General features: G+C 71.2%; 23 protein-coding genes. 13 read left to right on the top strand and 10 right to left on the bottom strand.

Translation table 11 applies throughout. The annotated features are described in order from the left end of the window. Positions 1-17 precede the first annotated feature (17 nt). Positions 18-692, top strand: coding sequence for a pirin family protein (locus ACZ4QV_RS05140; protein ID WP_361143780.1), 675 nt, complete (start codon positions 18-20; stop codon positions 690-692). Positions 693-745: 53 nt separating this feature from the next. Here ACZ4QV_RS05140 and ACZ4QV_RS05135 read toward each other — a convergent pair whose 3' ends face one another. Beyond that, complete coding sequence (locus ACZ4QV_RS05135; protein ID WP_361143777.1) at positions 746-1564, bottom strand: serine hydrolase domain-containing protein; 819 nt, start codon at positions 1562-1564, stop codon at positions 746-748. Positions 1565-1763: 199 nt separating this feature from the next. Here ACZ4QV_RS05135 and ACZ4QV_RS05130 point away from each other — a divergent pair, with 199 nt between their 5' ends. After that, positions 1764-2231, top strand: coding sequence for a MerR family transcriptional regulator (locus ACZ4QV_RS05130; RefSeq protein ID WP_467762594.1), 468 nt, complete (start codon positions 1764-1766; stop codon positions 2229-2231). A gap of 7 nt (positions 2232-2238) precedes the next feature. Continuing rightward, positions 2239-3267 (top strand): aldo/keto reductase, encoded by a 1029-nt coding sequence (locus ACZ4QV_RS05125; protein ID WP_361143774.1) that lies wholly within the window; start codon positions 2239-2241, stop codon positions 3265-3267. Positions 3268-3397: 130 nt separating this feature from the next. On the opposite strand, the gene ACZ4QV_RS05120 is transcribed toward ACZ4QV_RS05125, so the two are convergent. The 7 genes from ACZ4QV_RS05120 to ACZ4QV_RS05090 all read right to left on the bottom strand — a co-directional run bounded on the left by ACZ4QV_RS05120 (position 3398) and on the right by ACZ4QV_RS05090 (position 11578). Beyond that, the gene (locus tag ACZ4QV_RS05120; protein WP_361143771.1) at positions 3398-4624 is read right to left on the bottom strand and encodes an acyltransferase family protein; all 1227 of its coding nucleotides are present in this window, start codon (positions 4622-4624) and stop codon (positions 3398-3400) included. Positions 4625-4696: 72 nt separating this feature from the next. Further along, the gene (locus tag ACZ4QV_RS05115) at positions 4697-5863 is read right to left on the bottom strand and encodes an alpha/beta hydrolase (protein ID WP_467762593.1); all 1167 of its coding nucleotides are present in this window, start codon (positions 5861-5863) and stop codon (positions 4697-4699) included. Between the two features lie 236 nt (positions 5864-6099). Continuing rightward, complete coding sequence (locus ACZ4QV_RS05110) at positions 6100-6780, bottom strand: response regulator (protein ID WP_030023125.1); 681 nt, start codon at positions 6778-6780, stop codon at positions 6100-6102. Further along, positions 6777-8159, bottom strand: a complete 1383-nt coding sequence (locus ACZ4QV_RS05105) for a sensor histidine kinase (protein ID WP_467762592.1) — start codon at positions 8157-8159, stop codon at positions 6777-6779. The genes ACZ4QV_RS05110 and ACZ4QV_RS05105 overlap by 4 nt, the downstream gene beginning before the upstream one ends. A 139-nt stretch (positions 8160-8298) precedes the next feature. Continuing rightward, entirely contained in the window at positions 8299-9195 is an 897-nt protein-coding gene (locus ACZ4QV_RS05100; protein WP_361143762.1) for a DUF4429 domain-containing protein, read from the bottom strand. Between the two features lie 175 nt (positions 9196-9370). Further along, a complete protein-coding gene (locus ACZ4QV_RS05095) occupies positions 9371-10594 on the bottom strand; it encodes an alpha/beta hydrolase (RefSeq protein ID WP_361143759.1) in 1224 nt (407 codons plus the stop codon). Between the two features lie 282 nt (positions 10595-10876). Next, a complete protein-coding gene (locus ACZ4QV_RS05090) occupies positions 10877-11578 on the bottom strand; it encodes a TetR family transcriptional regulator (RefSeq protein ID WP_361143756.1) in 702 nt (233 codons plus the stop codon). Positions 11579-11692: 114 nt separating this feature from the next. Here ACZ4QV_RS05090 and ACZ4QV_RS05085 point away from each other — a divergent pair, with 114 nt between their 5' ends. The 3 genes from ACZ4QV_RS05085 to ACZ4QV_RS05075 all read left to right on the top strand — a co-directional run bounded on the left by ACZ4QV_RS05085 (position 11693) and on the right by ACZ4QV_RS05075 (position 14472). Further along, complete coding sequence (locus ACZ4QV_RS05085; RefSeq protein WP_361143753.1) at positions 11693-13297, top strand: MFS transporter; 1605 nt, start codon at positions 11693-11695, stop codon at positions 13295-13297. 374 nt (positions 13298-13671) lie between these two features. Next, on the top strand, positions 13672-14076 hold the full coding sequence (locus tag ACZ4QV_RS05080; RefSeq protein WP_361143750.1) for a peptidase inhibitor family I36 protein: 405 nt from the start codon (positions 13672-13674) through the stop codon (positions 14074-14076). A 69-nt stretch (positions 14077-14145) separates the two neighbouring features. Next, on the top strand, positions 14146-14472 hold the full coding sequence (locus tag ACZ4QV_RS05075) for a small hydrophobic protein (protein ID WP_361143747.1): 327 nt from the start codon (positions 14146-14148) through the stop codon (positions 14470-14472). 148 nt (positions 14473-14620) lie between these two features. Here the strand turns inward: ACZ4QV_RS05075 and aceE are convergent, their stop codons facing one another. After that, positions 14621-17353: a pyruvate dehydrogenase (acetyl-transferring), homodimeric type gene (gene aceE, locus ACZ4QV_RS05070; protein WP_361143744.1), complete on the bottom strand. Its 2733-nt coding sequence runs from the start codon at positions 17351-17353 to the stop codon at positions 14621-14623. Between the two features lie 470 nt (positions 17354-17823). Between aceE and ACZ4QV_RS05065 the strand changes: the two genes are divergently transcribed. From ACZ4QV_RS05065 to ACZ4QV_RS05040, 6 genes are all read left to right on the top strand, one after another. Next, positions 17824-18264, top strand: a complete 441-nt coding sequence (locus tag ACZ4QV_RS05065) for a DUF3052 domain-containing protein (RefSeq protein ID WP_003979717.1) — start codon at positions 17824-17826, stop codon at positions 18262-18264. 208 nt (positions 18265-18472) lie between these two features. Further along, the gene (locus tag ACZ4QV_RS05060) at positions 18473-18931 is read left to right on the top strand and encodes a peroxiredoxin (protein WP_031003511.1); all 459 of its coding nucleotides are present in this window, start codon (positions 18473-18475) and stop codon (positions 18929-18931) included. 157 nt (positions 18932-19088) lie between these two features. Then, the gene (locus ACZ4QV_RS05055) at positions 19089-19664 is read left to right on the top strand and encodes a TerD family protein (RefSeq protein WP_030023139.1); all 576 of its coding nucleotides are present in this window, start codon (positions 19089-19091) and stop codon (positions 19662-19664) included. 259 nt (positions 19665-19923) lie between these two features. Continuing rightward, positions 19924-20499, top strand: a complete 576-nt coding sequence (locus ACZ4QV_RS05050; RefSeq protein ID WP_030023140.1) for a TerD family protein — start codon at positions 19924-19926, stop codon at positions 20497-20499. 54 nt (positions 20500-20553) lie between these two features. Next, positions 20554-21744 carry a DUF475 domain-containing protein gene (locus ACZ4QV_RS05045; protein WP_361882544.1) on the top strand — a complete coding sequence of 397 codons (1191 nt, stop codon included), beginning with the start codon at positions 20554-20556 and terminating at the stop codon, positions 21742-21744. 253 nt (positions 21745-21997) lie between these two features. Beyond that, positions 21998-22735 carry a TerD family protein gene (locus tag ACZ4QV_RS05040; protein WP_361586565.1) on the top strand — a complete coding sequence of 246 codons (738 nt, stop codon included), beginning with the start codon at positions 21998-22000 and terminating at the stop codon, positions 22733-22735. A 484-nt stretch (positions 22736-23219) separates the two neighbouring features. On the opposite strand, the gene ACZ4QV_RS05035 is transcribed toward ACZ4QV_RS05040, so the two are convergent. After that, positions 23220-24455, bottom strand: a complete 1236-nt coding sequence (locus tag ACZ4QV_RS05035; protein ID WP_467762591.1) for a TerD family protein — start codon at positions 24453-24455, stop codon at positions 23220-23222. 219 nt (positions 24456-24674) lie between these two features. Here ACZ4QV_RS05035 and ACZ4QV_RS05030 point away from each other — a divergent pair, with 219 nt between their 5' ends. Continuing rightward, positions 24675-25847 carry an HpcH/HpaI aldolase/citrate lyase family protein gene (locus ACZ4QV_RS05030; protein WP_467762590.1) on the top strand — a complete coding sequence of 391 codons (1173 nt, stop codon included), beginning with the start codon at positions 24675-24677 and terminating at the stop codon, positions 25845-25847. Positions 25848-25895: the final 48 nt, after the last annotated feature.

Raw genomic sequence — 25895 nt, 5'->3', positions numbered from 1 at the left:
GGGGCTACGGTGGTCGGGTGATCCAGGTACACAGAGGCGACGAACGCTATCCGGGCGGTGACGCGGCGGCCGGCATCGAGACCCGGCACGCCTTCTCCTTCGGCCCGCACTACGACCCGGACAATCTGCGCTTCGGCCCGCTCGTCGCGTGCAACGAGGAACGGCTGGCGCCCGGCGCCGGTTTCGACGAGCACCCGCACCGCGACACCGAGATCGTCACCTGGGTCGTCGAGGGGGAGCTGACCCACCGCGACTCCACCACCGGCCACGAGACGGTGGTGCGGCCCGGCGACGTGCAGCGGCTCAGCTCGGCGGGCGGTGTGCGGCACGAGGAGCGCAACGGCGGCGCCGGGCCGCTGCGGTTCGTGCAGATGTGGCTCGCGCCCACCGCGCCCGGCGGCGAGCCGGAGTACGAGGTGGTGCGCGGCATCGCCGACGGCACGCCGTACGCGCTGCCCGGGGCCGCGTCGATGCTGCACGTACGACGGCTGGCCGACGGCGAACGGTCCGCCGTACCGGACGCGCCGCGGATGTACGTGCACGTCGTGCGCGGCGCGGTCCGGCTGGCCGGCGAGCGCCTGGCGGCCGGCGACGCGGCGCGGATCACGGACGCGGCGGATCTGGAACTGGCCGCCGAGGGCGCCGCCGAGTGCCTGCTGTGGGAGATGCCGGGCGAACCGTCGTACGGCTGAGGGGGCGGCGGGCCGCCGTACGAGCCGGGCCCCCGCGGCATCGCTGCGCGTGTTCAGCGCAGCTCGGCGAGGATCGCGTCCGTGAGCGGCGGCCACGCCTCGATCGCCCAGGGGCCGAAGGCCCGGTCGGCCAGCGCGACGCAGGCCGCGCCCGCGTCCGGGTCCACCCACAGGAACGTGCCCGACTGGCCGAAGTGCCCGAACGTGCGCGGCGAGGACGAAGCGCCCGTCCAGTGCGGCGACTTGCCGTCCCGGATCTCGAAGCCCAGGCCCCAGTCGTTCGGGTTCTGCATCCCGTAGCCGGGCAGCACACCGCGTACGCCGGGGAAGACCACCGACGTCGCCTCGGCGAGCGTCTGCGGCGCCAGCAGCCGCGGCGCGAGGAGTTCGGCGCCGAAGCGGGCCATGTCGGCGGCGGTCGAGACGCCGTCCTTGGCGGGCGAGCCGGGCAGGTCGGTGGCGGCCATGCCGAGCGGTTCGAGGACCGCCTCGCGCAGGTACTGCGGGAAGGGGATGTCGGTGGCCTTGGCGATGTGGTCGCCGAGCGCCTCGAAGCCCGCGTTCGAGTACAGCCGGCGCTCGCCCGGCGCGGCCTGCACCCGGTCCTCGTCGAAGGCCAGCCCGCCGGTGTGCGCGAGCAGGTGGCGGACGGTCGAGCCCGGCGGCCCGGCCGGTTCGTCCAGCTCCACCGCCCCTTCCTCGACGGCGAGCAGCGCGGCGTACGCGGCGAGCGGCTTGGTGACCGAGGCCAGCGGGAAGCGGTGCTCCTGGGGACCGTACGATCCGGCCACCGTCCCGTCGGTCCGTACGACAGCGACGGCCGCGGTCGGCACCGGCCAGTTCTCGATCATCCGAAGGCTCTGCAAGGGCATGGCCACGAGCCTAACGCTCCGGGTGGCGGGGCCGGGACGGACGGGGGCGGGAGGGCGACCGGCCGCGGATCTCCTCAAGACCGGGTCAAGTCTTCGCTTGCTTGGAGTGCACTCCAAGTCTCTAGCGTTGAAGCCGTCGTGAGAGATCCGGAGAAAACGTTCCGGCGACGGGACGACCGGCAACTACGGGAGGCGCGGCATGACAGTGACGGCGACGGACCGGACGATGGCGGAACCGGTACGGCCGACGGCCTGCAAAGGACGGGTTCTGCACCCGCGGCCGACCGGCCGCGACCAGTACACGATCAGCGAGGTCGCCGAGCACACCGGCCTGAGCGCCCACACCCTGCGCTGGTACGAAAGGATCGGGCTGATGCCGCACGTGGACCGTACGCACACGGGCCAGCGCCGCTTCAGCAACCGCGACCTGGACTGGCTGGACCTGGTGACCAAGCTCCGCCTGACCGGCATGCCGGTCGCGGACATGGTCCGCTACGCCGAACTGGTACGCGAGGGCGGGCACACCTTCCCCGAGCGGGAACGGCTGCTGACCGCGCACCGTGAGGACGTACGGCAGCGGATCGCCGAGCTGCAGAGCACGCTCCAGGTCCTCGACTACAAGATCGACGTTTACGCCGACGCCCGCCGGGCGTCGGAGAGAGTCTGAGGACGGCATGACCACAGAGAACATCGGCACCGTTCAGCTGGGCGCCTCCGGACCGCTGGTCGGTGTCCAGGGGCTCGGCTGCATGGGCATGAGCTTCGCGTACGGCCCGACGGACGACGAGGGCGAGGCGCGGGCCACGCTGGAGCGGGCGCTCGAACTGGGCGTGACGCTCTACGACACCGCCGACATGTACGGCATGGGCCGCAACGAGGAGTTCATAGCCCCGTTCGTCCGGGCGCACCGCGACGAGGTCGTGGTGGCGACGAAGTTCGCCATCACCGCGGACCCGGCCGACCCGCTGAACCCGGCCAAGCGGGTCATCCGCAACGACCGCCCCTACATCCGCGAGGCCGTCGAGGCGAGCCTGCGCCGCCTGGGCGTCGACGTGATCGACCTGTACTACATGCACCGCCGCGACCCGGCCGTCCCCATCGAGGACACGGTCGGCGCGATGGCCGAGCTGGTGGCCGAGGGCAAGGTCAAGCACCTGGGCCTGAGCGAGGTCACCGGCGGCGAACTGCGCGCGGCCCAGGGCGTCCACCCGATCGCGGCCGTGCAGTCGGAGTGGTCGCTGTTCAGCCGGGACGTGGAGAACGGCGTGGTGCCGGCCGCGCGCGAACTCGGCGTCGGCTTCGTGCCGTACTCGCCGCTCGGCCGCGGCTTCCTGACCGGCTCGTTCGTCAGCGCCGACAAGGAACTGACCGACGACGACTTCCGCCGCCGGCAGCCCCGCTTCACCGGCGACAACGCGAAGGCCAACGCGGCTCTGCTGGAGCCGGTCCGTGAGGTCGCCGCGGCCCACGGGGCCTCGCTCGGGCAGGTCGCGCTGGCCTGGGTGCAGCAGCAGGCGCAGGTGCACGGCCTGGCGGTGGTGCCGATCCCGGGGACGCGCAAGCGCAGCCGGGTCGAGGAGAACACGGCCGCCACGCACCTCGTGCTCACCGAGGCGGAGCTGGCGCTGCTGGCGCCCGTCGCGGGCAAGGTCGCGGGCGACCGGTACGCGGACATGTCGTTCACCTCGGCGGGCCGGGAGTAACCCCGCACGCGCGGCGGGCGGAGCCGTCCCCCGATCGGCTCCGCCCGCCGCGATTCCCGCGCCGGGGCTCAGGTCGTGTCGTGTGGAGCAGCCAGGCGCCGCGGGCCCAGGCTGCTCCGAAAGACGCGCCCTAGGCGAGCCCCAGCGCGAACACCGCGAAGGCCGCCGCCAGGGTCCCCGCCACGGCCCGCCGGGCCGCCGTGACGCCGGTCCACGGCGCCTCGAAACGGCGGGTCAGGCGGCCGATGAGCAGCAGCGCCACGGCGAAGACCGGCAGCCAGGCGAGGCGGGCCAGGACCCAGCCGGCGGTGTCCGGCGCGGTGGTGAGACCGGGCACGGCACCGAGGAAGGACGCGGGGACGGCCGCCGAGAACATCGCCGTCTGATGCCAGCACAGCACCGTCATCGCACAGAGATTGACGACGACCACGGGCGCCCAGAGAGCAGGACGGCGCAGCAGCCGGGCGATACGGTCGCGCAGCAGGATCGCGGCGCCGGACTGGGCCGCGGCCAGCGCGAGGACCAGCAGCGACGGCGGGTGCGAGTTCGTACGGTCCTGGCCCGGGACGCCGACCATGCTGGCCGGGTAGTGGAAGAACAGCAGCAGCGCGGCGAACAGGGCGGTACCACCGAGCAGCAGCATCCAAGCGGCCCGCCTGCCCAGCCGCTTCTCCCCCCAGGCGACGCCGAGTTGGTACGCGAACATCCAGCCCGGCAGCAGGTTCAGCAGACTCAGCCACGAAGGCATCGCGTCGGCGTACGGCCCGTACCGCAGGAAGTCGACGACGGCGACGGCGCCCAGCAGCGGCGCCGCGGCCCAGACGCCCAGGCGGCGCGCCGCGCGGACGCAGTACGGCGTGAGCGCGGTGATGCCCGCGTAGACGCCGACGAACCACAGGGGCTGGATGACCAGCGTCGCGCCCGTACGGAGCGTCGCCTCGGGCACGCCGAGCGTGGACAGTACGGGGATCAGCGCCGCCCAGACGGCGGTCACCCCGAGGACGGGGCGGCCCAGCCGGGCCAGCCGGGCCCGCAGCCAGTGCCCCGTCGACTCCCCGCGCGCGGCGGCCCGGTGGAAGGACAGCACCGAGGCGTACCCGCCGACCAGGAAGAAGATGCCGAGCATCTGGAGCACCCAGCTCGCGGGCGCCAGGCCGGCGAAGGAGGACAGGGGACTCGCGTTGTGCAATGCGCCGCCGGGGTCGAGGGTGAAACCGCCGAGCAGCCAGTGCCCGGTCGGCACGGCGAGCAGCGCGAGGGCGCGCAGGCCGTCGACGGCACGGTCGCGGTGGGCGGGGGTGCGGCCCTCGATGGTGCGGACGGCCTTGCGGACGGGAGCCAGGAGTGGGGCGGCCATGAGGGCCTCCTTCGGAGGAGGTTCGGTCGGGGAGGAAGCGCGGTGGGGGCAGGGCGCGTACGGCACCGGCCGTCAGCGCACCCGGTCGTAGCGGCCGAGCGCGATGTCGGCGAAGTTGCGCAGCGAGTCGGTGCCGGGCGCGAGATAGCCGGTGTGCCCCTCGGCCGTCCTGGCGGGCACCCGGCGCGCGCCGAACTCCGGGTCCGTCGGGTCCGTACCGTGCCCCAGGCCCAGGAACTCGACGTTCGGCACGTTGCCGATCCAGTCGGAGGCGTCCCGGGCGGCCCACACCCGGGCGGTGGTGTGCAGGGCCGCCACACTGTCCGTGCGCATCCCGGGGGAGCCGAAGACGATGAGGTCCGCGATCCGCCCCGGCTCCAGCAGCGGTACGGCCTGGGCGCACACCACCGTGCCGTAGCTGTGGCACAGCAGGGCGGGAGCCCGGACGCCGGCGGCGACCAGCCCGTCCAGGAAGCGGGCCAGGCGCGGGGCACCGGCCTCCGCCAGGCGGCCGGTCGCGGCGTCCGGGCCCAGACCGACCGGCGTGGTGTAGCCGGTCCAGGCGATCGCGGCCGTACGGACACCGGGCGCTTCGGCGGCCATCCGGGCCCGCAGCGACTTCGCCATGCCGGACGGCGTGCCGTACGGGTCGCGTGCGCGGTCGGACGAGGACAGGTCGATGTCCGAGCCCGGCACGAACACCGACGTACGCCGCGCCGCCACCAGGTCACCGAACACCTCGGCCACCTGGCCGCGGCCGCGCGGGTCGAAGGCGAGTATCTGGCGGCCGGGGCGCGAGAGTTCGGTGTACCGGTCGGCCAGCCGGCGGGCCTCCTGGTGGTCCTGGAGGGTGCCGGCCGGATCGGTGGCACGGGCCGCCTGCCGGTCGCGTTCCGCCGCCAGCGCGAGGGCGTTGGCGCGGTAGCGCAGGGCCACCGGCGCGCCGTCCAGATTGCCCACGGTCAACGGGTGACGGGCCGCCAGCTCCTGCCGCTGGGCCTCGCTCAGCGCGGCGAAGAAGCGGGCGACCTGCGCCGGGGTGGCGGTCGCCGGGTCCGGCAGCCGCTTGCCCAGCGTGTGGTCGGCGCGCCAGGCGGCGGCGCCCGGCGCGGGCCCGGTTACGGCCTCCTGGGTGGACCCCGCCGCCCAGCCGCCGGTGCCGCCGACGACCACCGCCGCCAGCGTGAGCGCGACGAGCGTGCGCCTACCGCGTGGGGTGAACCGGCGCAGCAAGGACATGGTGGGGTCTCCCTCTTCCGTTGGCGTGACGGAGGGAAACGTAGAAAGCGGATGGGTGACACGGCGTCACACCGCGGGGCCAACTGTCCGCTGATACCGGGGTAGGGGGTGCCTGACCTGCTCGTCCTTCAGCACGACCGGCCACCCCCAGGACCTTGAGGGGGTTACCCCCACCCCGCCCGCCCCCATCGGCCCGTACTCCGGCGGGACCGCCCTGGGGGCGTGGCGGAGTCCGGTCAGTTCACGCCCGGTGACACCAGCCCCGACTCGTACGCGAAGATCACGGCCTGCGCGCGGTCGCGCAGCTCCAGCTTGGCCAGCACCCGGCCGATGTGGGTCTTCACGGTCTGCTCGGCGAGCACCAGCGCCTCCGCGATCTCCTGGTTCGACAGGCCGCGGGCGATCAGTTCCAGAACCTCGGTCTCGCGCGGGGTCAGCCCGTTGAGCCGCAGCGCGGTCCGGTCCTTGCGCGGTGCGGGCCGCTGCCGGGCGAAGTCGGCGATCAGCCGCCGCGTCACGGACGGCGCGAGCAGCGCCTCACCCGCCGCCACCACCCGTACCGCCGAGATCAGGTCGGCCGGCGGCGCGTCCTTCAGCAGGAACCCCGACGCCCCCGCCCGCAGCGCCTCGTACACGTAGTCGTCCACGTCGAACGTGGTGAGCATCAGCACCTTCGGCCGGTGCACGACGCCGGGCGGCGGGTCCAGGAGCTGCCGGGCCGCCTCCAGCCCGTCCATCTCCGGCATCCGTACGTCCATCAGCACCACGTCCGGGTGCGTACGGCGGCTCAGTTCGACGCCTTGCACGCCGTCCGGCGCGTCACCGACGACGTCGATGTCGCTCTGCGCGGCGAGCAGCGCGGCGAAGCCGGCGCGCACCATGGCCTGGTCGTCGACGATGATCACCCGAGTGGTCATGCGGGATGGCGGTCCTTTGCTGTCATGGGGAGTTGGGCGGCGACGCGGAAGCCGCCGTCGGGCAGGGGCCCGGTGTCCAGGGTGCCGTCCACCAGCCGCACGCGCTCGCGCATGCCGACCAGACCGTGTCCCGTACCGGAGGTCTCCAGCGGCGCGGCGACGCGCGGCGGGGCGTTGTTGACGACCAGGACGGTCAGCCGGCCGCCGGCCTCGTCGGCCGTGACCGAGACGCGGGTCTGCGCGCCCGGCGCGTGCCGTACGACGTTGGCCAGCGCCTCCTGCACGATGCGGTACGCCGACAGGTCCACCGCGGGTGCCAGGGCCACCGGCCCGTCGGGCAGCGCCAACTCGACCGGCACCCCCGCCCGCACCGTCCCCTCGACCAGCTTCGGCAACTGCGCCAGACCGGGCTGCGGCGCCTTCTCCGGACCGCCGTGCCGCTCCGTCTCCTCGCTGCGCAGCACGCCCAGCAGCCGCCGCATCTCGGCCAGCGACTCGCGTGCCGTGGCGGCGATCGTGCTGAACTCCTCCTGGGCGGCCTCCGGGATGCCGCTGATCCGGTACGGCGCGCTGGCGGCCTGGACCGTGATCACCGACATGTGGTGGGCGACGACGTCGTGCAGCTCGCGGGCGATCCGGGTGCGCTCCTCCAGCAGGGTGCGCATGGCACGCTCCGCCTCGCTGATGTTCTCCTGCTCGATCAACTTGCGCTGGGCCGCCCCGCGCTCCCGGAGCGCGCCGCCGACCAGCAGAAGGAGGCCGGAGAGGACGAACATCAGCACCCAGGTGCCGTCGCTGCGGGCCGGCCGGACCAGCTCGAAGAGGACGCTCACGGCGCCGGTCGCCCCCCAGACGGCGATCAGCGTGCGGCGCCGCTCGCGCAGCGAGAGCGCCAGCATCAGCACGAGGTAGCCGATGATGACCGTGGCCGGCCAGGGCCAGGCGCGGCCCTCTCCCGCCGGCGCGGCGGCCAGCGCGATGCCTCCGAGGACGTCCGCCGCGAAGATCACCCACCATGCCTGGAGCGGTCGGGTCACCGCGAGCAGCAGCGGCACGGTCTGAGCGGTGGCCAGCGCTCCGGCCGGGCCGCCGCTGAGCCCGTAGTCGTGCGTGAGCACGTTCACCGTCGAGGGCAGCAGGGAGACCATGAAGGTGAAGGCGACCACGTAAGGCAGCAGGCGCAGCCAGCGGTTGTGCACCTGGCCGAAGAGCGCGGCGCCGGGGCCGGTCGGCCTCCCGAGGTCCTCGGCGAGGGTGCGCAGCGCCTGCCGCCCGGCCCGCAGGACGCGGGTGCGGGTGGCCGGGCGGTCGCCGGTGGGGCGTGGTGTGGTCTGCATGACCTGATCAGCGTAAGCGGCGGCCGGGGGCCGGGGCGTCATACCGGGGGTGGCCTCCGCCGTCATACCCCGGTACGGGGGGCCGGGGCCCGCCCCGGTGGCGGGAGCCCGGGTGGCGTTCCCTGGCAGGACTGCGGGCGCCCCTCCCGGCCCGGCGTCGCTACAGCTCCGCCCCGTGCCGCTACAGCTCCGCCAGCAGCTCGGCCTTCTTCGACGTGAACTCGGCGTCCGTCAGCAGGCCCGCCGTGTGCAGCTCGCCCAGTTGCCGGATGCGGTCGGCGATGTCGGCCGGGTCGCGGCGGTCGTCGGCGCGGGTCCGCACCGGCCGGCGGACGCCCGCGTCGGCGCCGGGCGTGGCCGCCCGTACCGCCTGGAGCACCGAGGCGGCGAACGGCAGCGACTCGTGCACCGGCCCGTATCCCAGCCCGAAGACCACCGAAGCCGGGTCCTGGTCCGCCTCGCCGGGCCGCCGGTCCTCCGCGCCGCGTTCCACCAGCCGCAGGTACCCGTTGCCCGACAGCACCCCGGCGCCGCTTTCCGGCGAGCGCCACTCCACCCCGGTCAGCCCGCCGACCGGGAAGTGCTGGTCGCCGCACTTCCACTTGGCCGACGACGCTCCCGTCCAGAACCAGCGGAACGCCACCGAACTGCCGTCGAAGGACGCCTTGCCGTCGTACGCCTTGAAGGTCAGCGGCGGTTCCGGCGCGGCCACCAGGTGCTCGTCGGCGGGGAGCGCGGCGGCGGGCCCGAGCACGGTGCGCAGCTCGTCGCGGTAGTACTCGGCGAGGGTCTCCCGGTCGGCCGGCAGCGCCAGGCGGTACGGGTCGAGATCGTCCTTGAGCTGGCCGTCGGCAGCCTCCATCAGCGGGTCGGCGCCCGGCCGGGGCACCGCGCGCAGCACCACCGTGCCGCGTCTGCCCGGCGACAGCTCGACGGACCTCAGCGCCTCGTAGGGGACGCGCCGCTCGCCGAGCGCCTGGAACAGCTTCGGCCTGCGTATCCCCCGTTCGAAGCGGATGAGCACGGAGTCCGTGTCGAACTCCCAGACGGCGTGAAAACCGGCCAGCACATCACCCATGCGGCTCATCGTAAGCGGCGGTCGCCCGCCCGTCCCCCTTCCGGACATCATGCGCTACGCGCGTCAAGCCGCTTTTGCCCCATGTCACCCCCGTGCCCGGCCCGTCCGGTTCACGCCGTACGGAACCGGACCCGGGGACCGGTGCGAACCCGGGCGCGGCAGCGCGTGCCGTCACTCAGGCCAGGTCGGCCGAGCACTCCCGGTCCTGCGCGGCGCAGTCCACCGAGGAGACCGCGCCCACCCCGATCTTCGCGAAGTTGCGCAGGCTCTCCGTGCCGGGCACGAAGTACCCGGCGTGCCCCTGGGCGCCGGCGGCCGACAGCACCCGGGAACCGAAGGCTTCGGTGACCGGGTCGGCGCCGTGGCCGAGCCCGCCGACCTCCAGGTACGGCACGTCCTGGATCCAGTCGTCGGGGTTGCGCATCGCCCACACCCGGGCGCCGGTACCGAGCCCCGCGGCGGTCTCCGCCCGCATCCCGGGGCTGCCCGCCACCGCGATGTCGGTGACACCGGACGGCAGCCGGTGGGCCGCGACGCCGCACACCACGGAGCCGTAGCTGTGGCACATCAGTGAGACGGAAGCCGACTTCGGCAGCGCCCGCACCAGCGCGTTCAGCCGTACGGCGCCCGCCTCGGCGAGCTGCCCGGTGGCCGCGCCGACACCGAGCCCGGCGGGCGCGGTGTAGTCGGCCCAGGCGATCACGGCCGTACGGGAGTCGCCGCCGCGTACGGACCGTTCGGCGTCGTAGAGCGACTTGGCCATGCCGGCGGGCGCGCTCGTCGCCCGCGCGGTGCGCTCGAAGGTCGCGAGGTTGGTGTCCACGCCGGGCACCACCACCGAGACGTGCCGGGCCTGCCGCAGGTCGCCGAAGACCTCGGCGGCCCGGCCGCCGCCGGCCGGGTCGAACGCGAGGATCTGCCGGCCGGGGCCGCGCATCGACGCGAAGCGGTGCATCAGCCGGCTCGCCTCCCGGCGGCCCACCGGCGTCAGCCGCCGGTCGTGCATCCGCTTCCGCTCCAGCTCACCGGCCTGCCGCAACGCCTGCTTGTTGGCCTGATAGCGCAGGTCGACGGGGGCTCCGCCCATGTTGCCGACCACCAGCGGGTAGCGGTCGGCGAGCGTGGCCCGGTCGGCACGGCTCAGCTTCCGGAAGAAGGCGGCGAGCGCGCCGGGCGCGGAGTCGGTGTCCGGCAGCCGGTGGCCGCGGAAGGAGGCGTGCTCCCAGGCGGACCGCGCGGTGGCCAGCGGGTTGGCGTCGTCCTTGCTGCCTCTGACGGCCGTCCAGCCGGTCATCGCGAGCATCACGAACACCACCAGCAGGGCGAGCGCGGCACGCCAGGCGGTGGACTGCAGGAAACCGAAGGAGGGGGCACCGAGGCCCGGAAAGGAAGAAGTCACCGCGGGCCACCCTAGGAGACGTGACGGGGTGCCCGCCGAGGGGGTGAGGGATATCACGTTTCACGCTGGTCATATGGGACCACTTCGGACACGGTGCGGTAACGGGCGTCGCTCAGACGTGCGGAAACGGACTCAGGCAGGCACTCGGCGGCCGACGGGCGCGCCGCTTCCGACGGGCGCGCTTTCGGAGGGCTCGGCTCTCCGGTCGGCCGCGCTGCTCCCGGGGCGCGCGTCGGCTTTCCGGTCGGCCGCGTCGCTTCCGGAGGGTGCTCGGCTCTCCGTTCAGCCGCGCCAGTCGCCGCACACGGCCGGTCCGATCTGCGCCAGGTACTCCTCGGTGATCTCGCGGATCGACTCCACGCTGACGTCCTCGCCCTCGCCCCACACCTTCCCGGCGACCCGCATCACGCCGCTGAACGCCGCGACCACCACCCGCGGCCGCGGGTCGGTCGCCACGTCCACGCCCTCGCGCCGCGCGACGAGCCGGGCTATCTGCTCCTCCAGCTCCGAGTAGCGGCGCCAGTGGGCGGCCATGAGCGCGGGCGTCGACTCGATCATCTGGTACGTCCGCATGTGCAGTTCGAGCGGAATCACCGACTGGATCACGCCGCCGAGGTCGTCCCACGAGGTCATCACGGCGCTGTGCAGCGCCTCCAGGGGGGTCTCGGCCGCCGGGCGCCGTTCCAGTTCCTCGACGAAGCGCGCCTCCACCATCTCGTGGACGGCGAAGACGACCTCCTCCTTGCTGGCGAAGTAGCGGAAGAACGTGCGCTGCGATACGTCGACGGCCTCGGCGATCTCGTCGATCGTCGTCTCGTCGTAGCCGTGCGCCGTGAAGAGTTCGAGGGCGGAGCGGATCAGCGCGTCGCGGGTGCGCTGCTTCTTGCGCTCGCGCAGGCCGCCGGTCCCGGTGCCGCCGGAGGGTTCGCCTCCGCCGGTCCAGACGGTTTCAGGTCGGGTCACCTGCGGCGTGGAGCCGGTCATCCTGCGCCGCCTTTCTCGTTGTTGCCGCTGCTCAGAATACCTGTGAGCTAAATGACAGTTACCGACTGTTGAATTATTTTGTCAACTGTCAGTGGCTGACATTAGCCTCGTGGAATGAGCTCTCAGACCCCGGTTGCCCAAGCCGCGCCGGACCTTTCCGTACCGGAGCCTCGCAAGGGACTCCGGGGCCATCCGTGGCTGACCCTGTTCTCCGTCGCGATCGGCGTGATGATGGTGGCCCTCGACGGCACCATCGTCGCCATCGCCAACCCGGCCATCCAGGCGGACCTGAAAGCGTCGCTCGCCGACGTCCAGTGGATCACCAACGGCTATCTGCTGGCGCTCGCCGTCTCGCTGATCACGGCCGGCAAGCTCGGTGACCGCTTCGGCCACCGGCAGACGTTCCTCATAGGCGTGGTGGGCTTCGCCATCGCCTCCGGAGCCATCGGGCTGTCCAGCGAGGTCTCGCTGGTCATCACCTTCCGTGTGCTGCAGGGCATCTTCGGCGCGCTGCTGATGCCCGCCGCCCTTGGACTGCTGCGCGCGTCCTTCCCGGCCGAGAAGCTCAACATGGCCATCGGCATCTGGGGCATGGTCATCGGCGCCTCCACCGCCGGCGGCCCGATCGTCGGCGGTCTCCTCGTCGAGCACGTGAACTGGCAGTCGGTGTTCTTCATCAACGTGCCGGTCGGCGTCCTCGCCCTCGTACTGGGCCTGGTGATCCTCAAGGACCACCGCGCCGTGAACGCCCCGCGCTCCTTCGACATCCCCGGCATCGTGCTGCTCTCCGGTGCCATGTTCTGCCTCATCTGGGCCCTGATCAAGGCCGGTGAGTGGGGCTGGGGCGACGCGAAGACGCTGGGCTTCCTGGCCGCCGCGGTCGTCGTCTTCGCCGCCTTCGCGGTCCTGGAGACCAAGGTCCGCGAGCCGCTGATCCCGCTGCGGATGTTCCGGTCCGTACCGCTGACGGCCGGCACGATCCTGATGGTGCTGATGGCCTTCGCCTTCATGGGTGGCCTCTTCTTCGTCACCTTCTACCTGCAGAACGTGCACGGCCTGAGCCCCGTCGACAGCGGTCTGCACCTGCTGCCGCTGACCGCGATGATGATCGTCGGCTCGCCGGCCGCGGGCGCGCTGATCACCAAGTTCGGTCCCCGTGTCCCGCTGGTCGGCGGCATGGTCTTCACCGCCGTCGCCATGTTCGGCATGACCACCCTGTCCACCGGCACGGGCACGCTGACGATGTCCCTGTGGTTCGCGCTGCTGGGCCTGGGCCTCGCACCGGTCATGGTCGGCGCCACCGAGGTCATCGTCGGCAACGCGCCGCTGGAGCTGTCCGGTGTGGCGGGCGGCCTCCAGCAGGCCGCCATGCAGGTCGGCGGCAGCCTCGGTACGGCGGTGCTCGGCGCCGTGATGTCCAGCAAGGTCAGCTCGGACTTCGCGGGCAACTGGAGCAAGGCCGGGCTGCCGGGAGCGCCGGACCCGGCGCTCAAGGCCGCCGCCGAGGTCGGCGCGGTGCCGCCGCAGGTGGCCCAGGCCCCGGGCATGACGCCGCAGATCGTCGACCGTATCGGCACCGCGGTGCACGACACGTTCGTGTCGGGCATGGGGCTGTCCTTCACCGTCGCCTGTGCCGTGGCGGTCGTCGCGGCCGTCGTCGCGCTGTTCACCAAGCGCGGCGCCAACGCGGAGGCGGGCGCGGGCGTCGGACACATCTGACGTCTGCCGTCCGACTGCCTGAGTGCCCGGCCGTCCGCCGGGCGGCCGGGGCGCCTCGACGCGCGGCGGGCCGGAGCTTCCCGCTCCGGCCGGCCGCGCGTTTCGTTTCTCCACAGGCGTGCCGTCCTCCGTACGGGCCTGAGGCTTACCGCACCCCGGCGTACGACGCCCGGCCGTGCGCAGGCGAAGTGACGTCAACGGCTCGCCGCCGTACGTCCGTTGACGGCCCGGCAGCAGCGCGTCGCCTATCAGGGTGGGACGCCCGGCGCGGGCTTGGCTCCGGCACCCGCACGCGGCCAAGCTCGGATCACCGGCCCGCGGCGGACCACCCCGCCGCGGCAGACCACTTCGTACTCCACGGGGGAGTGATGCACATGCGTACGATCCACGCCGTCGCCCTGCTGACCGGAGCCGCCGCGCTGGCCGCCGCCCACCTCGGCGTCCCGACCGCGCACGGAGCACCGCAGCAACGGCCCCGGGCGCACCCGGGACCGGCCGCGGGCGACTGCGCCACCGGTCAGTTCTGCGTCTGGCCGGGCCGCGGTTTCGGCGGCAAGCGGCAGAGCTACGAACTGTCCGGCACCGACATCGAAAGCTGCGTCACGCTGCCCGCCGGCATCCGCGGCGCCTCGTTCGCCAACCGCACCGGCCGGCCCGTCACCACGTACCAGAGCGCCGAGTGCGAGGAGACCGGGGAGTACGACACCTACCCGGGCGGGGGTAGCTGGGTGCCCGAATCCCCTTACCAGGTCAGGGCGTTCAAAATCTGGGAGAGCTGACCGGGGGAGTGGGTACGGCGACGCGGGGTACTCGGAGCCCGAGCCCGAACCACGCGACCCTCGGGAGGGATGATGGCGGGCCTCGGACAGCACAGCCGCACCCGATGGCGGACCCACCTGCGGAGCAACCCCCGCTCACGAGGCCGGACGGGGCCTCGGACCGGGCCGGACCGCGCGACGCTGGGCGTGATCGGACTGATCTGCGCGGTCGCCGGATTCTTCATCCTGAGCATCGTGCTCGGGCCGGTGTCCGTGCTCCTCGGCTGGCTCGCGATGGGCCGCCGGTGGAACAGCGGGAGCGCGCTCCCGGCACTGGTGGCCGTCGTCCTCGGTGTGATCGACACAGTGCTGGCGATCATCCGGATCACCACCACGGCCGTCGGGGCACCGTTCTGAGCGGGCCCCGCGGCAGGCGTACGTGATCACCTGCCCGCCCCCGGAGCCACCGAGGGGCCGGGCCGACCGGTGACAGCGACGCGAAAAGGCGCCCCCGGCCGGATCTCTCCGGCCGGGGGCGCCTCGGTGTCAGCTGTCCTGGGGGCGACTACGCGTCGCCGCCCGCCTCGCCGGCCTCCGCGGCCGCGACGTCCAGCAGTTGGTACCGGTCGATCGCCTGCTTCAGCAGCGAACGGTCGACCTTGCCCTCCTTGGCCAGCTCGGTGAGCACACCGAGCACGATCGACTGCGCGTCGATGTGGAAGAAGCGGCGGGCCGCGCCCCGCGTGTCCGCGAAGCCGAAGCCGTCGGCGCCCAGCGACTGGTAGGTGCCCGGCACCCAGCGCGCGATCTGGTCGGGAACGGCACGCATCCAGTCGGAGACGGCCACCTTCGGACCCTCGGCGTCGGCGAGCTTCCGCGTCACGTACGGGACGCGCTGCTCCTCCTCCGGGTGGAGCAGGTTGTGCTCCTCGGCCTCCACCGCGTCGCGGCGCAGCTCGTTCCAGGAGGTCGCCGACCAGACGTCCGCCTTGACGTTCCACTCGTCGGCCAGGATCCGCTGCGCTTCGAGCGCCCACGGCACCGCCACGCCGGACGCGAGGATCTGGGCCGCGTGCTCGCCCTTCTCGCCCTGCTTGAAGCGGTACAGGCCCTTGAGGATGCCCTCGGCGTCCACGTCCGCCGGCTCGGCCGGGTGCTGGATCGGCTCGTTGTAGACGGTGAGGTAGTAGAAGACGTCCTCGCTGTTCTCGCCGTACATCCGGCGCAGACCGTCCTTGACGATGTGCGCGATCTCGTACCCGAACGCCGGGTCGTAGGCGACACACGCCGGGTTGGTCGAGGCGAGCAGCTGGGAGTGGCCGTCCGCGTGCTGGAGGCCCTCACCGGTCAGGGTCGTACGACCGGCGGTCGCACCCAGCACGAAGCCGCGCGCGAGCTGGTCGGCCATCTGCCAGAACTGGTCACCGGTGCGCTGGAACCCGAACATCGAGTAGAAGACGTAGATCGGGATCAGCGGCTCGCCGTGGGTGGCGTAGGCGGAGCCCGCCGCGATCAGCGAGGCGGTGCAGCCGGCCTCGGAGATGCCGTCGTGCAGCATCTGGCCGGTCGGCGACTCCTTGTAGGCGAGCAGCAGTTCGCGGTCGACCGACTCGTAGATCTGGCCCAGCGGGTTGTAGATCTTCGCGGACGGGAAGAACGCGTCCATACCGAAGGTGCGGTACTCGTCCGGCGCGATCGGCACGAAGCGCTTGCCGATCTCCTTGTCCCGCATGAGGTCCTTCAGGACCCGCACGAACGCCATGGTCGTGGCGATCTTCTGCTGGCCGGAGCCCTTCTTCGCCCCCGCGTACGCCTTCTCGTCCGGCAGCGGCAGCGGCTTCGCCCGCACGACACGGGTCGGGACGTACCCGCCGTTCGCCTTGCGGCGGTCGTGCATGTACTGGATCTCTTCGGAGTCGCGGCCCGGGTGGTAGTACGGCGGGTTGCCGTCCTCCAGCTCCTTGTCCGAGATCGGCAGGTGCAGCCGGTCGCGGAAGCGCTTGAGGTCCTCGGCCGTCAGCTTCTTCATCTGGTGGGTCGCGTTGCGGCCCTCGAAGTTCGGACCGAGGGTCCAGCCCTTGACGGTCTGCGCGAGGATCACCGTCGGCTGGCCCTTGTGGGCCTTGGCCGCCGCGTACGCCGCGTAGATCTTCTTGTGGTCGTGACCGCCGCGGCCCAGGTGCTGGATCTGCTGGTCGGTCATGTTCTCGACCATCGCGCGCAGGCGGTGGTCGTCACCGAAGAAGTGCTCGCGGATGTACGAACCGGTCTCGGTCGCGTACGTCTGGAACTGGCCGTCCGGGGTCGTGTTCAGCTTGTTGACCAGGATGCCGTCGCGGTCCTGGGCCAGCAGCGGGTCCCAGCTGCGGTCCCACACCAGCTTGATCACGTTCCAGCCGGCGCCTCGGAACTGCGACTCCAGCTCCTGCATGATCTTGCCGTTGCCGCGGACCGGGCCGTCCAGGCGCTGCAGGTTGCAGTTGACCACGAAGGTCAGGTTGTCCAAGCCCTCACGCGCCGCGAGGGACAGCTGGCCGAGCGACTCGGGCTCGTCCATCTCGCCGTCGCCGAGGTAGGCCCACACGTGCGAGTCGGAGGTGTCGGCGATGCCGCGCGCCTCCATGTAGCGGTTCATCCGGGCCTGGTAGATCGCGCCGAGCGGGCCGAGGCCCATCGAGACGGTCGGGAACTCCCAGAAGTCCGGCATCAGCCGCGGGTGCGGGTAGCTGGACAGGCCGTCGGGGAACTTCGACTTCTCCTGGCGGAAGGCGTCGAGCTGCTTCTCGGTGAGCCGGTCCAGGAGGTACGCGCGGGCGTACACGCCGGGCGAGGCGTGGCCCTGGAAGAAGATCTGGTCGCCGCCCTTGCCGTCGTCCTTGCCCCGGAAGAAGTGGTTGAAGCCCACGTCGTACAGGGAGGCGGAGGACGCGAAGGTGGCGATGTGGCCGCCGACGCCGATACCGGGGCGCTGCGCCCGCGACACCATGACCGCGGCGTTCCACCGGGTCGCGTTCAGGATCTTGCGCTCGATCTCCTCGTTGCCGGGGAAGAACGGCTCGTCCTTGGTCGCGATGGTGTTGACGTAATCCGTGCTGCGCATCTCGGGCACGGCCACGCGCTTCTCGCGGGCCCGCTCGATCAGGCGGAGCATGAGGTAGCGGGCACGTTCCCGGCCTCGCTCATCGACGGCTGCGTCGAGCGAGTCGAGCCATTCCTGGGTCTCTTCGGGATCGAAGTCCGGGACCTGGCTGGGAAGGCCGCCAATGATGATCGGGTTGCGATCGGATCCGGAAGCCACGCTGTTCCTTCGCTGTTCGGTCTTGCTCTGCTTTGGTGTCGCGCCGTCTTCCATCGTGTACCGGCTCACCGGGATACGTCATCTCTACCGGTGGGTAACCACCCCCTAAGAGACGGGCGCTCGCAGGCCGGTTTTTGAGGTCGGCCAAATCGCAACCATACGCCCACGCCGGAACCGGTTGCCGTACGGTCGTGCGACCCCCGAGAAGAAGTACGTGTGACGGGCGCCGCCCCCCAAAGAGCCCAGTCCCCCGCCAAAACGTAATAAAGGCAATAAAAGGGTGTGGGGTGAATCACTTCTTGCCGTGTGTGCGGGGTCGCAGTTGCGGCGAGACGGCGGTAAACGTCACCGTTTCGACGGTCTCGGCCGCCGGGTACTTGCGCGATCCGCCCGGCCCGTGTGGACTACGCCCAATGCCCCGCGCACGCGTGGGTGCACGTCATTTACCGAAACATGACAGGAGGCAATCCGTGAGCGCGACCGCGGACCACGCGGAGGAGCGGACCAACCCGGCCATCAAGCTGGGGTTCGAGCCCGGACAGGTGGTCCAGGAGATCGGCTACGACGACGACGTCGAGCAGGAGCTCCGCGAAGCCATTGAGGCCGTGATCGGCCAGGAGATCGTTGACGAGGACTACGACGACGTCGCCGACGTCGTCGTGCTGTGGTTCCGCGATGACGACGGCGACCTCACGGACGCGCTGGTGGATGCCATCGGTCTGATCGACGAGGGCGGCGAGATCTGGCTGATGACGCCCAAGACCGGCCGCGACGGGTACGTCGAGCCGAGCGACATCAACGAAGCCGCGCAGACCGCAGGCCTGTCCCAGACCAGGAGCATCAACGCCGGCAAGGACTGGAGCGGCAGCCGCCTGGTCACCCCCAAGGGCGCCAAGTCGGGCAAGCGCTGAGCCGCGCCCCCCACGTTCCGTACCGAGCCCTCCGCCGGATGATCCGGTGGGGGGCTCGGCGTGTGCGCCCCGGCGCGTAGGGTTGGCCGCAACCTGTTGGAATCCGCCGGAGCGGACGCTGCCGGCGGTGCCCCGCGCCGCACGCCGGTGACGGCGCCGGGCACGGCAAAGGCGTCCGCGCACGGTGTCTGCGAAGGGAACGGTCCCCATGGCGATCGAGGTCGGCTCGAAGGCTCCGGAGTTCGAGCTGAAGAACCAGCACGGTGAGCTGATCAAGCTCTCCGACTTCCGCGGCGAGAAGGCCGTGGTCCTCCTCTTCTACCCCTTCGCCTTCACCGGCGTGTGCACCGGCGAGCTGTGCGCCCTGCGCGACGAGCTGCCGAAGTTCGTCAACGACGACGTGCAGCTCCTGGCCGTCTCCAACGACTCGCCCTTCGCGCTGCGCGTCTTCGCCGAGCAGGAGGGCCTGGAGTACCCGCTGCTGTCGGACTTCTGGCCGCACGGTGAGGCTTCGCGCGCGTACGGCGTCTTCGACGAGGAGAAGGGCTGCGCGGTGCGCGGGACCTTCATCATCGACAAGGAGGGCGTGGTGCGCTGGACGGTCGTCAACGGCCTGCCCGACGCCCGTGACCTCAACGACTACCTCAAGGCGCTCGGCACCCTCTGATTCCCGCCGCGACCGGCTCCCGCCACGACATCGGCGCGGTGTCCGTACCGCTACCTGTAATCGGTGGGAACCGGTCACTAGGATCAAATCGTTGATCTGATGCCATGCACGATGGGGGCGCAAAGCAATTCGTACCCCTCGAACCCAGGGAGGACTCGTGGGAGTCAGCCTCAGCAAGGGCGGAAACGTCTCGCTGACGAAGGAAGCCCCCAATCTGACCGCGGTGCTCGTCGGTCTCGGCTGGGACGCCCGTACCACCACCGGTACGGACTTCGACCTGGACGCCAGCGCGCTGCTGACCAACGACCAGGGCAAGGTCGCCAACGACCAGAACTTCGTGTTCTTCAACAACCTGAAGAGCCCGGACGGCTCGGTCGAGCACACCGGCGACAACACCACCGGTGAGGGCGAGGGCGACGACGAGGCCATCAAGGTGAACCTCGCCGGCGTGCCCGCCGACGTCGCCAAGATCGTGTTCCCGGTGTCCATCTACGACGCCGAGAACCGCCAGCAGAGCTTCGGCCAGGTCCGCAACGCCTACATCCGCGTCGTGAACCAGGCCGACGGCAACGAGCTCGCGCGCTACGACCTGAGCGAGGACGCCTCGACCGAGACCGCCATGGTCTTCGGCGAGCTGTACCGCAACGGCGCGGAGTGGAAGTTCCGGGCCATCGGCCAGGGGTACGCCTCGGGCCTGCGCGGCATCGCGCAGGACTTCGGCGTCAACGTCTGACCCGAGTCACCACCCTTTCGCGCCCGGCGTCGTGCCCCCTGTCCGGGGAGTACGACGCCGGGCGCGCTTGAAGCCCGTACGCAGGCCGTGCGGTACCCGGATCCCGGCGCGCGGCGGACGCGCACCGCACGGAGTCCAGGTGAGAGCCGTAAGGATGGCGTATCCGGGGCCGTGTCCGTGCCGTACGGGCCAGGTACGAACCCGTATGAAAGCCGTGGGCAACCGCGGCACCACCGTCACCGGGGAGGATGCGAACACCATGGGCGTCACGCTCGCAAAGGGAGGCAACGTCTCCCTCTCCAAGGCCGCTCCGAATCTCACGCAGGTCATGGTCGGTCTCGGCTGGGACGCGCGCTCGACCACGGGAGCGCCGTTCGACCTGGATGCCAGCGCGCTGCTGTGCAGGTCGGGGCGGGTGCTCGGCGACGAGTACTTCGTCTTCTACAACAATCTCAAGAGCCCGGACGGCTCGGTCGAGCACACGGGCGACAATCTCACCGGTGAGGGTGAAGGGGACGACGAGTCGATTCTCGTGGACCTCAGCACGGTCCCCGAAGAGGTCGACAAGATCGTTTTTCCTGTCTCGATCCACGAGGCGGATGTCCGCGGCCAGAGCTTCGGCCAGGTCAGCAACGCATTCATCCGGGTGGTCAACCAGGCGGACGGCAGCGAGCTGGCGCGCTACGACCTCAGCGAGGACGCCTCCAGCGAAACCGCAATGATCTTCGGTGAGGTCTACCGGTACAGCGGTGAATGGAAGTTCCGCGCGGTGGGCCAGGGGTACGCGTCGGGGTTGCGAGGCATCGCTCTAGACTTCGGGGTCAACGTTTCGTAAAGCGCCGCGCACTGCGCGCGGGGGACCCCATACAGCGAGGGATTGGGTTAGGCAGTGCTCCTGAGAACCTTTGGCTGGTCGTTCGCCGTCACGGCGGCCGGCCTGGCTTTGGCCGGCGTCCTCTGGGGGTGGCAGGGGCTAGCGATCGTCGGCATCCTGTCGATCCTGGAGATTTCGGTCTCGTTCGACAACGCGGTCATCAACGCCGGAATCCTGCGCAAGATGAACGCCTTCTGGCAGAAAATCTTTCTGACCGTCGGCATTCTCATCGCCGTCTTCGGCATGCGTCTGGTCTTCCCGGTCGTCATCGTCGCGGTCACCGCGAAGATCGGGCCGATCGAGGCCGTCAATCTGGCGATCAACGACAAGGCGCAGTACGAGCACCTGGTCACGGGGGCCCACCCGGCCATCGCGGCCTTCGGTGGCATGTTCCTGCTCATGATCTTCCTCGACTTCATCTTCGAGGAGCGCGAGCACAAGTGGCTGGGCTGGCTGGAACGGCCGCTGGCCAAAATGGGCAAGCTGGACATGCTGTCCGTCATCGTCGCGCTGGTCGTCCTGCTCGTCGGCGCCATGACGGTGGCCACCGACGTCGCGCACGGCGGGGGTGACAAGAGCGCGACAGTGCTCCTGTCCGGCGTCGCCGGCCTGCTGACGTACCTGGTCGTGGGTGGCGTCTCCGGCTACTTCGAAGACAAGCTGGAGGAGGCCGAGGAGGCACAGGAAGCCGAGGACGAGGACGCCGGGAACGGCTCGGCGGCGAAGCCGGCGGTGGCGGGCCAGGAAGCCGGTCCGAACGGCGAGTCGTCCAAGCGCGGCTCCGTCTCGGGCGTGGGGCTCGCGGGCAAGGCCGCGTTCTTCCTGTTCCTCTACCTGGAGGTCATCGACGCGTCGTTCTCCTTCGACGGCGTCATCGGCGCCTTCGCCATCACCAACGACATCTTCGAGATGGCGCTGGGTCTGGGCATCGGCGCGATGTACATCCGTTCGCTGACGGTCTTCCTGGTCCGCAGGGGGACCCTGGACGACTACGTCTACCTGGAGCACGGCGCGCACTACGCCATCGGCGCGCTGGCCGTCATCCTGCTCGCCACGATCAAGTACGAGATCAACGAGGTCATCACCGGCCTGGTCGGAATCGTTCTGATCGCCGCGTCCTTCTGGTCATCCGTGCGCAAGAACCGCAAGGAAGCCAAAACGGGAGAAGACTCCGCGGCAAAGTCGGAAGTCACCTCCGGAGTGTGACGAGGGCCTGATTGAGGAACGCTCTCAGCGGGGCGGCCATGGAGTGCTCACTCCATGGCCGCCCCGCGGCCGTACCGGGCCGCGGGGCGGCCGGGACAGCCGGGAGGAACCGGTATGGCCGGGATGAACCGGTACGGCCGGGGAGAACCGGCACAGCCGGGATGCACCGGTACAGCCGGGACGCACGCAGCAGTCGGGTCGCCGAGCCATCGGGGCGGGCGGCCTCCGGGTCGGATCGATGGGGTGGGGCAAGGTGTCGTTCTTGGACAACTGGCGTCGGGGCGGGGCGCCGAAGTTCGAAGCCGGTGGCGCGTCGTACGTGGTCGAGCTGACCAAACGCAATCCGGTCGTCTCGCTGACGAAGCAGGGCGCGGCCTCCGGGCACCTGCGGGTCAACCTGTCCTGGCAGATGCGCACGTCCGACATCGGAATGCGCAGCTCGCAGCGTGGCGGCAGCCTGCTGCGCAATCCGGGCAAGATGTTCAAACCGGAGGTGGTGCAGGCGCAGGGGCCGGCGGTCGTCAAGATCGACCTGGACCTGGCCTGCCTGTACGAGCTCAAGGACGGCACCAAGGGCGTGGTGCAGCCGCTCGGCAACTTCCTGGGCGACATCAACGCCGCGCCGTACGTGAAGCTCAGCGGCGACGACCGGTTCGGCTCGCCCTCCGGCGAAACGCTCTACATCAACCTCGACCACCGCGACGAGATCAAGCGCCTGCTGATCTTCGTCTACATCTACGACGGAACGCCGGCCTTCGACCGCACCCACGCCGTCGTGACGCTCTACCCGAGCAGCGGCCCCCGCGTGGAGATCGGCCTCGACGAACGCGCGCCACAGGCCCGCTCCTGCGCCATCTTCATGCTGGAGAACAACAAGGGCGAACTCACCGTCCGCCGCGAGGTGAAGTACGTCTACGGCTTCCAGTCCGAACTGGACCGCCTGTACGGCTGGGGCCTGCAGTGGGGGCGAGGGTACAAGTCGAAGGTGTGAGGTGGGGCCGGGGACCCTGGGGCGTCGGCCCTGGGGTACGGGTGGGGCCTGGTGAGGCGGGGTGGGGAAACGTTACGGCTGGTGTGGAGGGCGGGGCGGGAGCCTGGATTCGCGGCTGTTGAGGCTGGGGCCGGTCGGCCTTGTGCTGCTCTGTGCCCGGCGGTCCGGCGGCCCAGCCCGCTGGCCCGGCGATCCGGCGGCCCAGTCCGCTGGCCGCCCGGCCGCTGGTTGTTCGGCTGTGGACGGCCGGCTGCGGACGGTCGGCTGTGGGCCAGCCGTGTGAGGGCAGGCCCCTGGGGTCTGCTCACCCTCCACTCCACTCACTCTTCACTCCACGCCGAGCAAGGGGCGGCCATGGCCCCGTTACGGCTGTCCCGAACGAAGCTGCCGCCGGGCGCCACAACCCTGAGCGGTGACGAGTAGCCGTCCACGAGTGAGCGGCCGGCCGGTGACGGGTGAGCGGTGACGGACTGCCGCCCGCCCGTCAGCGGTGCTGGAACTGCGGCCCCTGCGGCGGGAGGACGAAGTTCGGGTCCAGCCCGGGCCCGGGAGCCGGGCCGGGGCCGGGCGGCTGCTGCGGGTAACCGTAGGCCGGAGGCGCTGGGACGGCCGGAGCCATGGGGCCCGTCGGATACGGCTGGTGCTGAGGCTGATGTGGAGGCTGCGGATAGCCGTACGAGGGCTGGGGTTGCTGTGGCTGTTGCGGCGTCGGACCGGGGTATCCGTACGCGGGCTGAGCCGGGGGCTGCGTCGGAGGCGGCGGGATGTTCGGAGCGTGCTGCGGATAGCCGTAACCCCCGCCGGCGGGCTGCGGCTGAGGCGGGAACGCCGCAGCCGCGTGCGGGGCGGTCGAGGGCGGAGCGGTGGGCGGCGGCAGTGGAAACGAGTCCGGTTCTGACTGCACACCGGAGTCCGGGGCCGCCGGTGCCTGGCCTGCGGCGGGGGGCGTCGGCGCCGGTGCTGGCGCCTGGTTCTGGCCAGGGCTCGGGCTCGGGTCGGGAAGGTGCTGTGTCGCGGCCTCGGGGTCCGCAGGGGACGCCGGACCCTCCGCCTCGCCGGACCCGGCACCGGCCCCGACGGCTCCGGTGCCGGAGCCCTCTGCGGGTGCGGTGGCGGCCGACGACGCGGCCGCTGTCGGGCCGACTGTCGCACCGGCTTCCTGCACCGCGGACTCGTCCTCTTCCTCCACCGAGATCCCGAACTCGGTGGCCAGGCCGATCAACCCGTTCTCGTAACCCTGCCCGAGCGCACGGAATTTCCACCGGTCTCCGCGCCGGTACAACTCGCCGCAGATCAGGGCCGTCTCCTTGCCCGTCTCCGGCACTACGTCGAAGACCGCGACCGGCTCGTCGTCCGACGAGGAGGCGTCGTGCAGCAGGACGCGTAGATCCCGTACGTGCGCGAAGGTTCCGCCGTCCGCCGATGCGGTGAGCATGACACGGTCCACCGACGCCTCAAGTCCGGACAGGTCCGCCTCGATGGTGTCCGCCACTCCGTCGGCCAGCTGCGTCTTCGGCAGGTGCCGCACCAGGCCGCTGGGGTGCCGTGGCTGGTTGTAGAAGACGAAGTCCGCATCGGAACGCACGCGTCCGTCGGCACCGAGGAGCAGGGCCGAGGCATCGACATCGGGCACTCCCGCGCCGGGGGCCCAGCGCAGGACGGCCCGGACCGCCGTGGTGTCGAGGGGTACGTTGGACCCTTTCAGCATCGCGTGCGTCATGTCCGTAATCCTGCCTTCCCGGAGGTCGGGGGGACAACGCGGGGGCCGTCCCGGCGTGGCCCGCCCGGTGCCCGCGACACCTGGCCGTCGTGTGCGGGTTACGTGCTTTTCACATGGGCGGGAACTTTCTCCTCACGGCCGCACGTACGATTACCGGCCGGATCCAGACAGCGAGTCGCCGCGGGGTGGCCCCGGCCCCGCCTGCTCACGGGGAGTTCTATGCGTCACTTTGGGCATCTTGCGCCCGATATCCGGAACGCTTTGTTCCACCAGGAGCCGGCCGAGTTCACCGCCGACTCCCCGCCCGGCATGCTCTCGGTCGCCCTCGGCGCGACGCTCTACAGCCCGGCCACCCGTCCACGGCTCGCCGAGGACATCGTCAAACAGGCCGGACGTGGAGTGGTGTCCATGGTGCTGTGCCTGGAGGACTCCATCAGCGACGCGGACGTGACCGCCGGTGAGGAGAACCTCGTACGGCAGTTCGCGGCCCTCGGCGAGGAGGTCGAAAACGGTACGGTCCTCCCGCTGCTGTTCATCCGGGTGCGCGCGGTCGCGCAGATTCCCGACCTGGTGCGCCGACTGGGTCGTGACGTGCGACTGTTGTCCGGATTCGTGCTGCCCAAGTTCACCGAGGAGCGAGGCGTCCCGTTCCTGGAGGCGCTGACCGGCGCGGAGGGGGAGTGCGGGCGGCGGCTGTTCGCGATGCCGGTGCTCGAATCGCCCGACCTCCTCCACCTGGAGAGCCGCGGCGAGACACTGCGGGGCATCGCGCGCACGGTGGACAAGTACCGTGACCGCATTCTGGCGCTGCGTCTCGGTGTCACCGACTTCTGCTCGGCCTACGGCCTGCGCCGGGCCCCCGACATGACCGCGTACGACGTGCAGATCGTCGCCTCCGTGATCGCCGACGTGGTGAACGTCCTCGGCCGGGCGGACGGCACCGGTTTCACGGTCACCGGCCCGGTGTGGGAGTACTTCCGGTTGCACGAGCGGATGTTCAAGCCGCAGTTGCGGCAGAGCCCCTTCCTCGGCAGGGCGGAGGAACTCCGGACGGCTCTGATCGAACATGACATGGACGGCCTGCTGCGCGAGATCGAACTCGACCGCGCGAACGGCCTGCAGGGCAAGACCTGCATCCACCCCTCGCACGTGGCCCCGGTGCACGCCCTCTCGGTCGTCAGCCATGAGGAGTTCAGCGACGCCGTGGACATCCTGCGGCCCGAGCGGGGCGCCGGCGGCGTGCTGCGTTCCGCGTACACGAACAAGATGAACGAGATCAAGCCGCATCGCGCCTGGGCCGAACGGACCCTGCTGCGCGCCGAGGTGTTCGGCGTCGCCCGCGAGGGCGTCGGCTTCGTGGAACTGCTGGCGGCCGGCCTTCCGCACACCTGAGACGGCGAACGGTTCGAGCCTGGCGGTCACCGCCCCACCGGGCCGACG

It is taken from the genome of Streptomyces sp. NPDC026394 (assembly GCF_055567735.1).
Note: the sequence above shows the minus strand (reverse complement) of the source record. Positions and strands in the feature narration are given on the sequence as shown.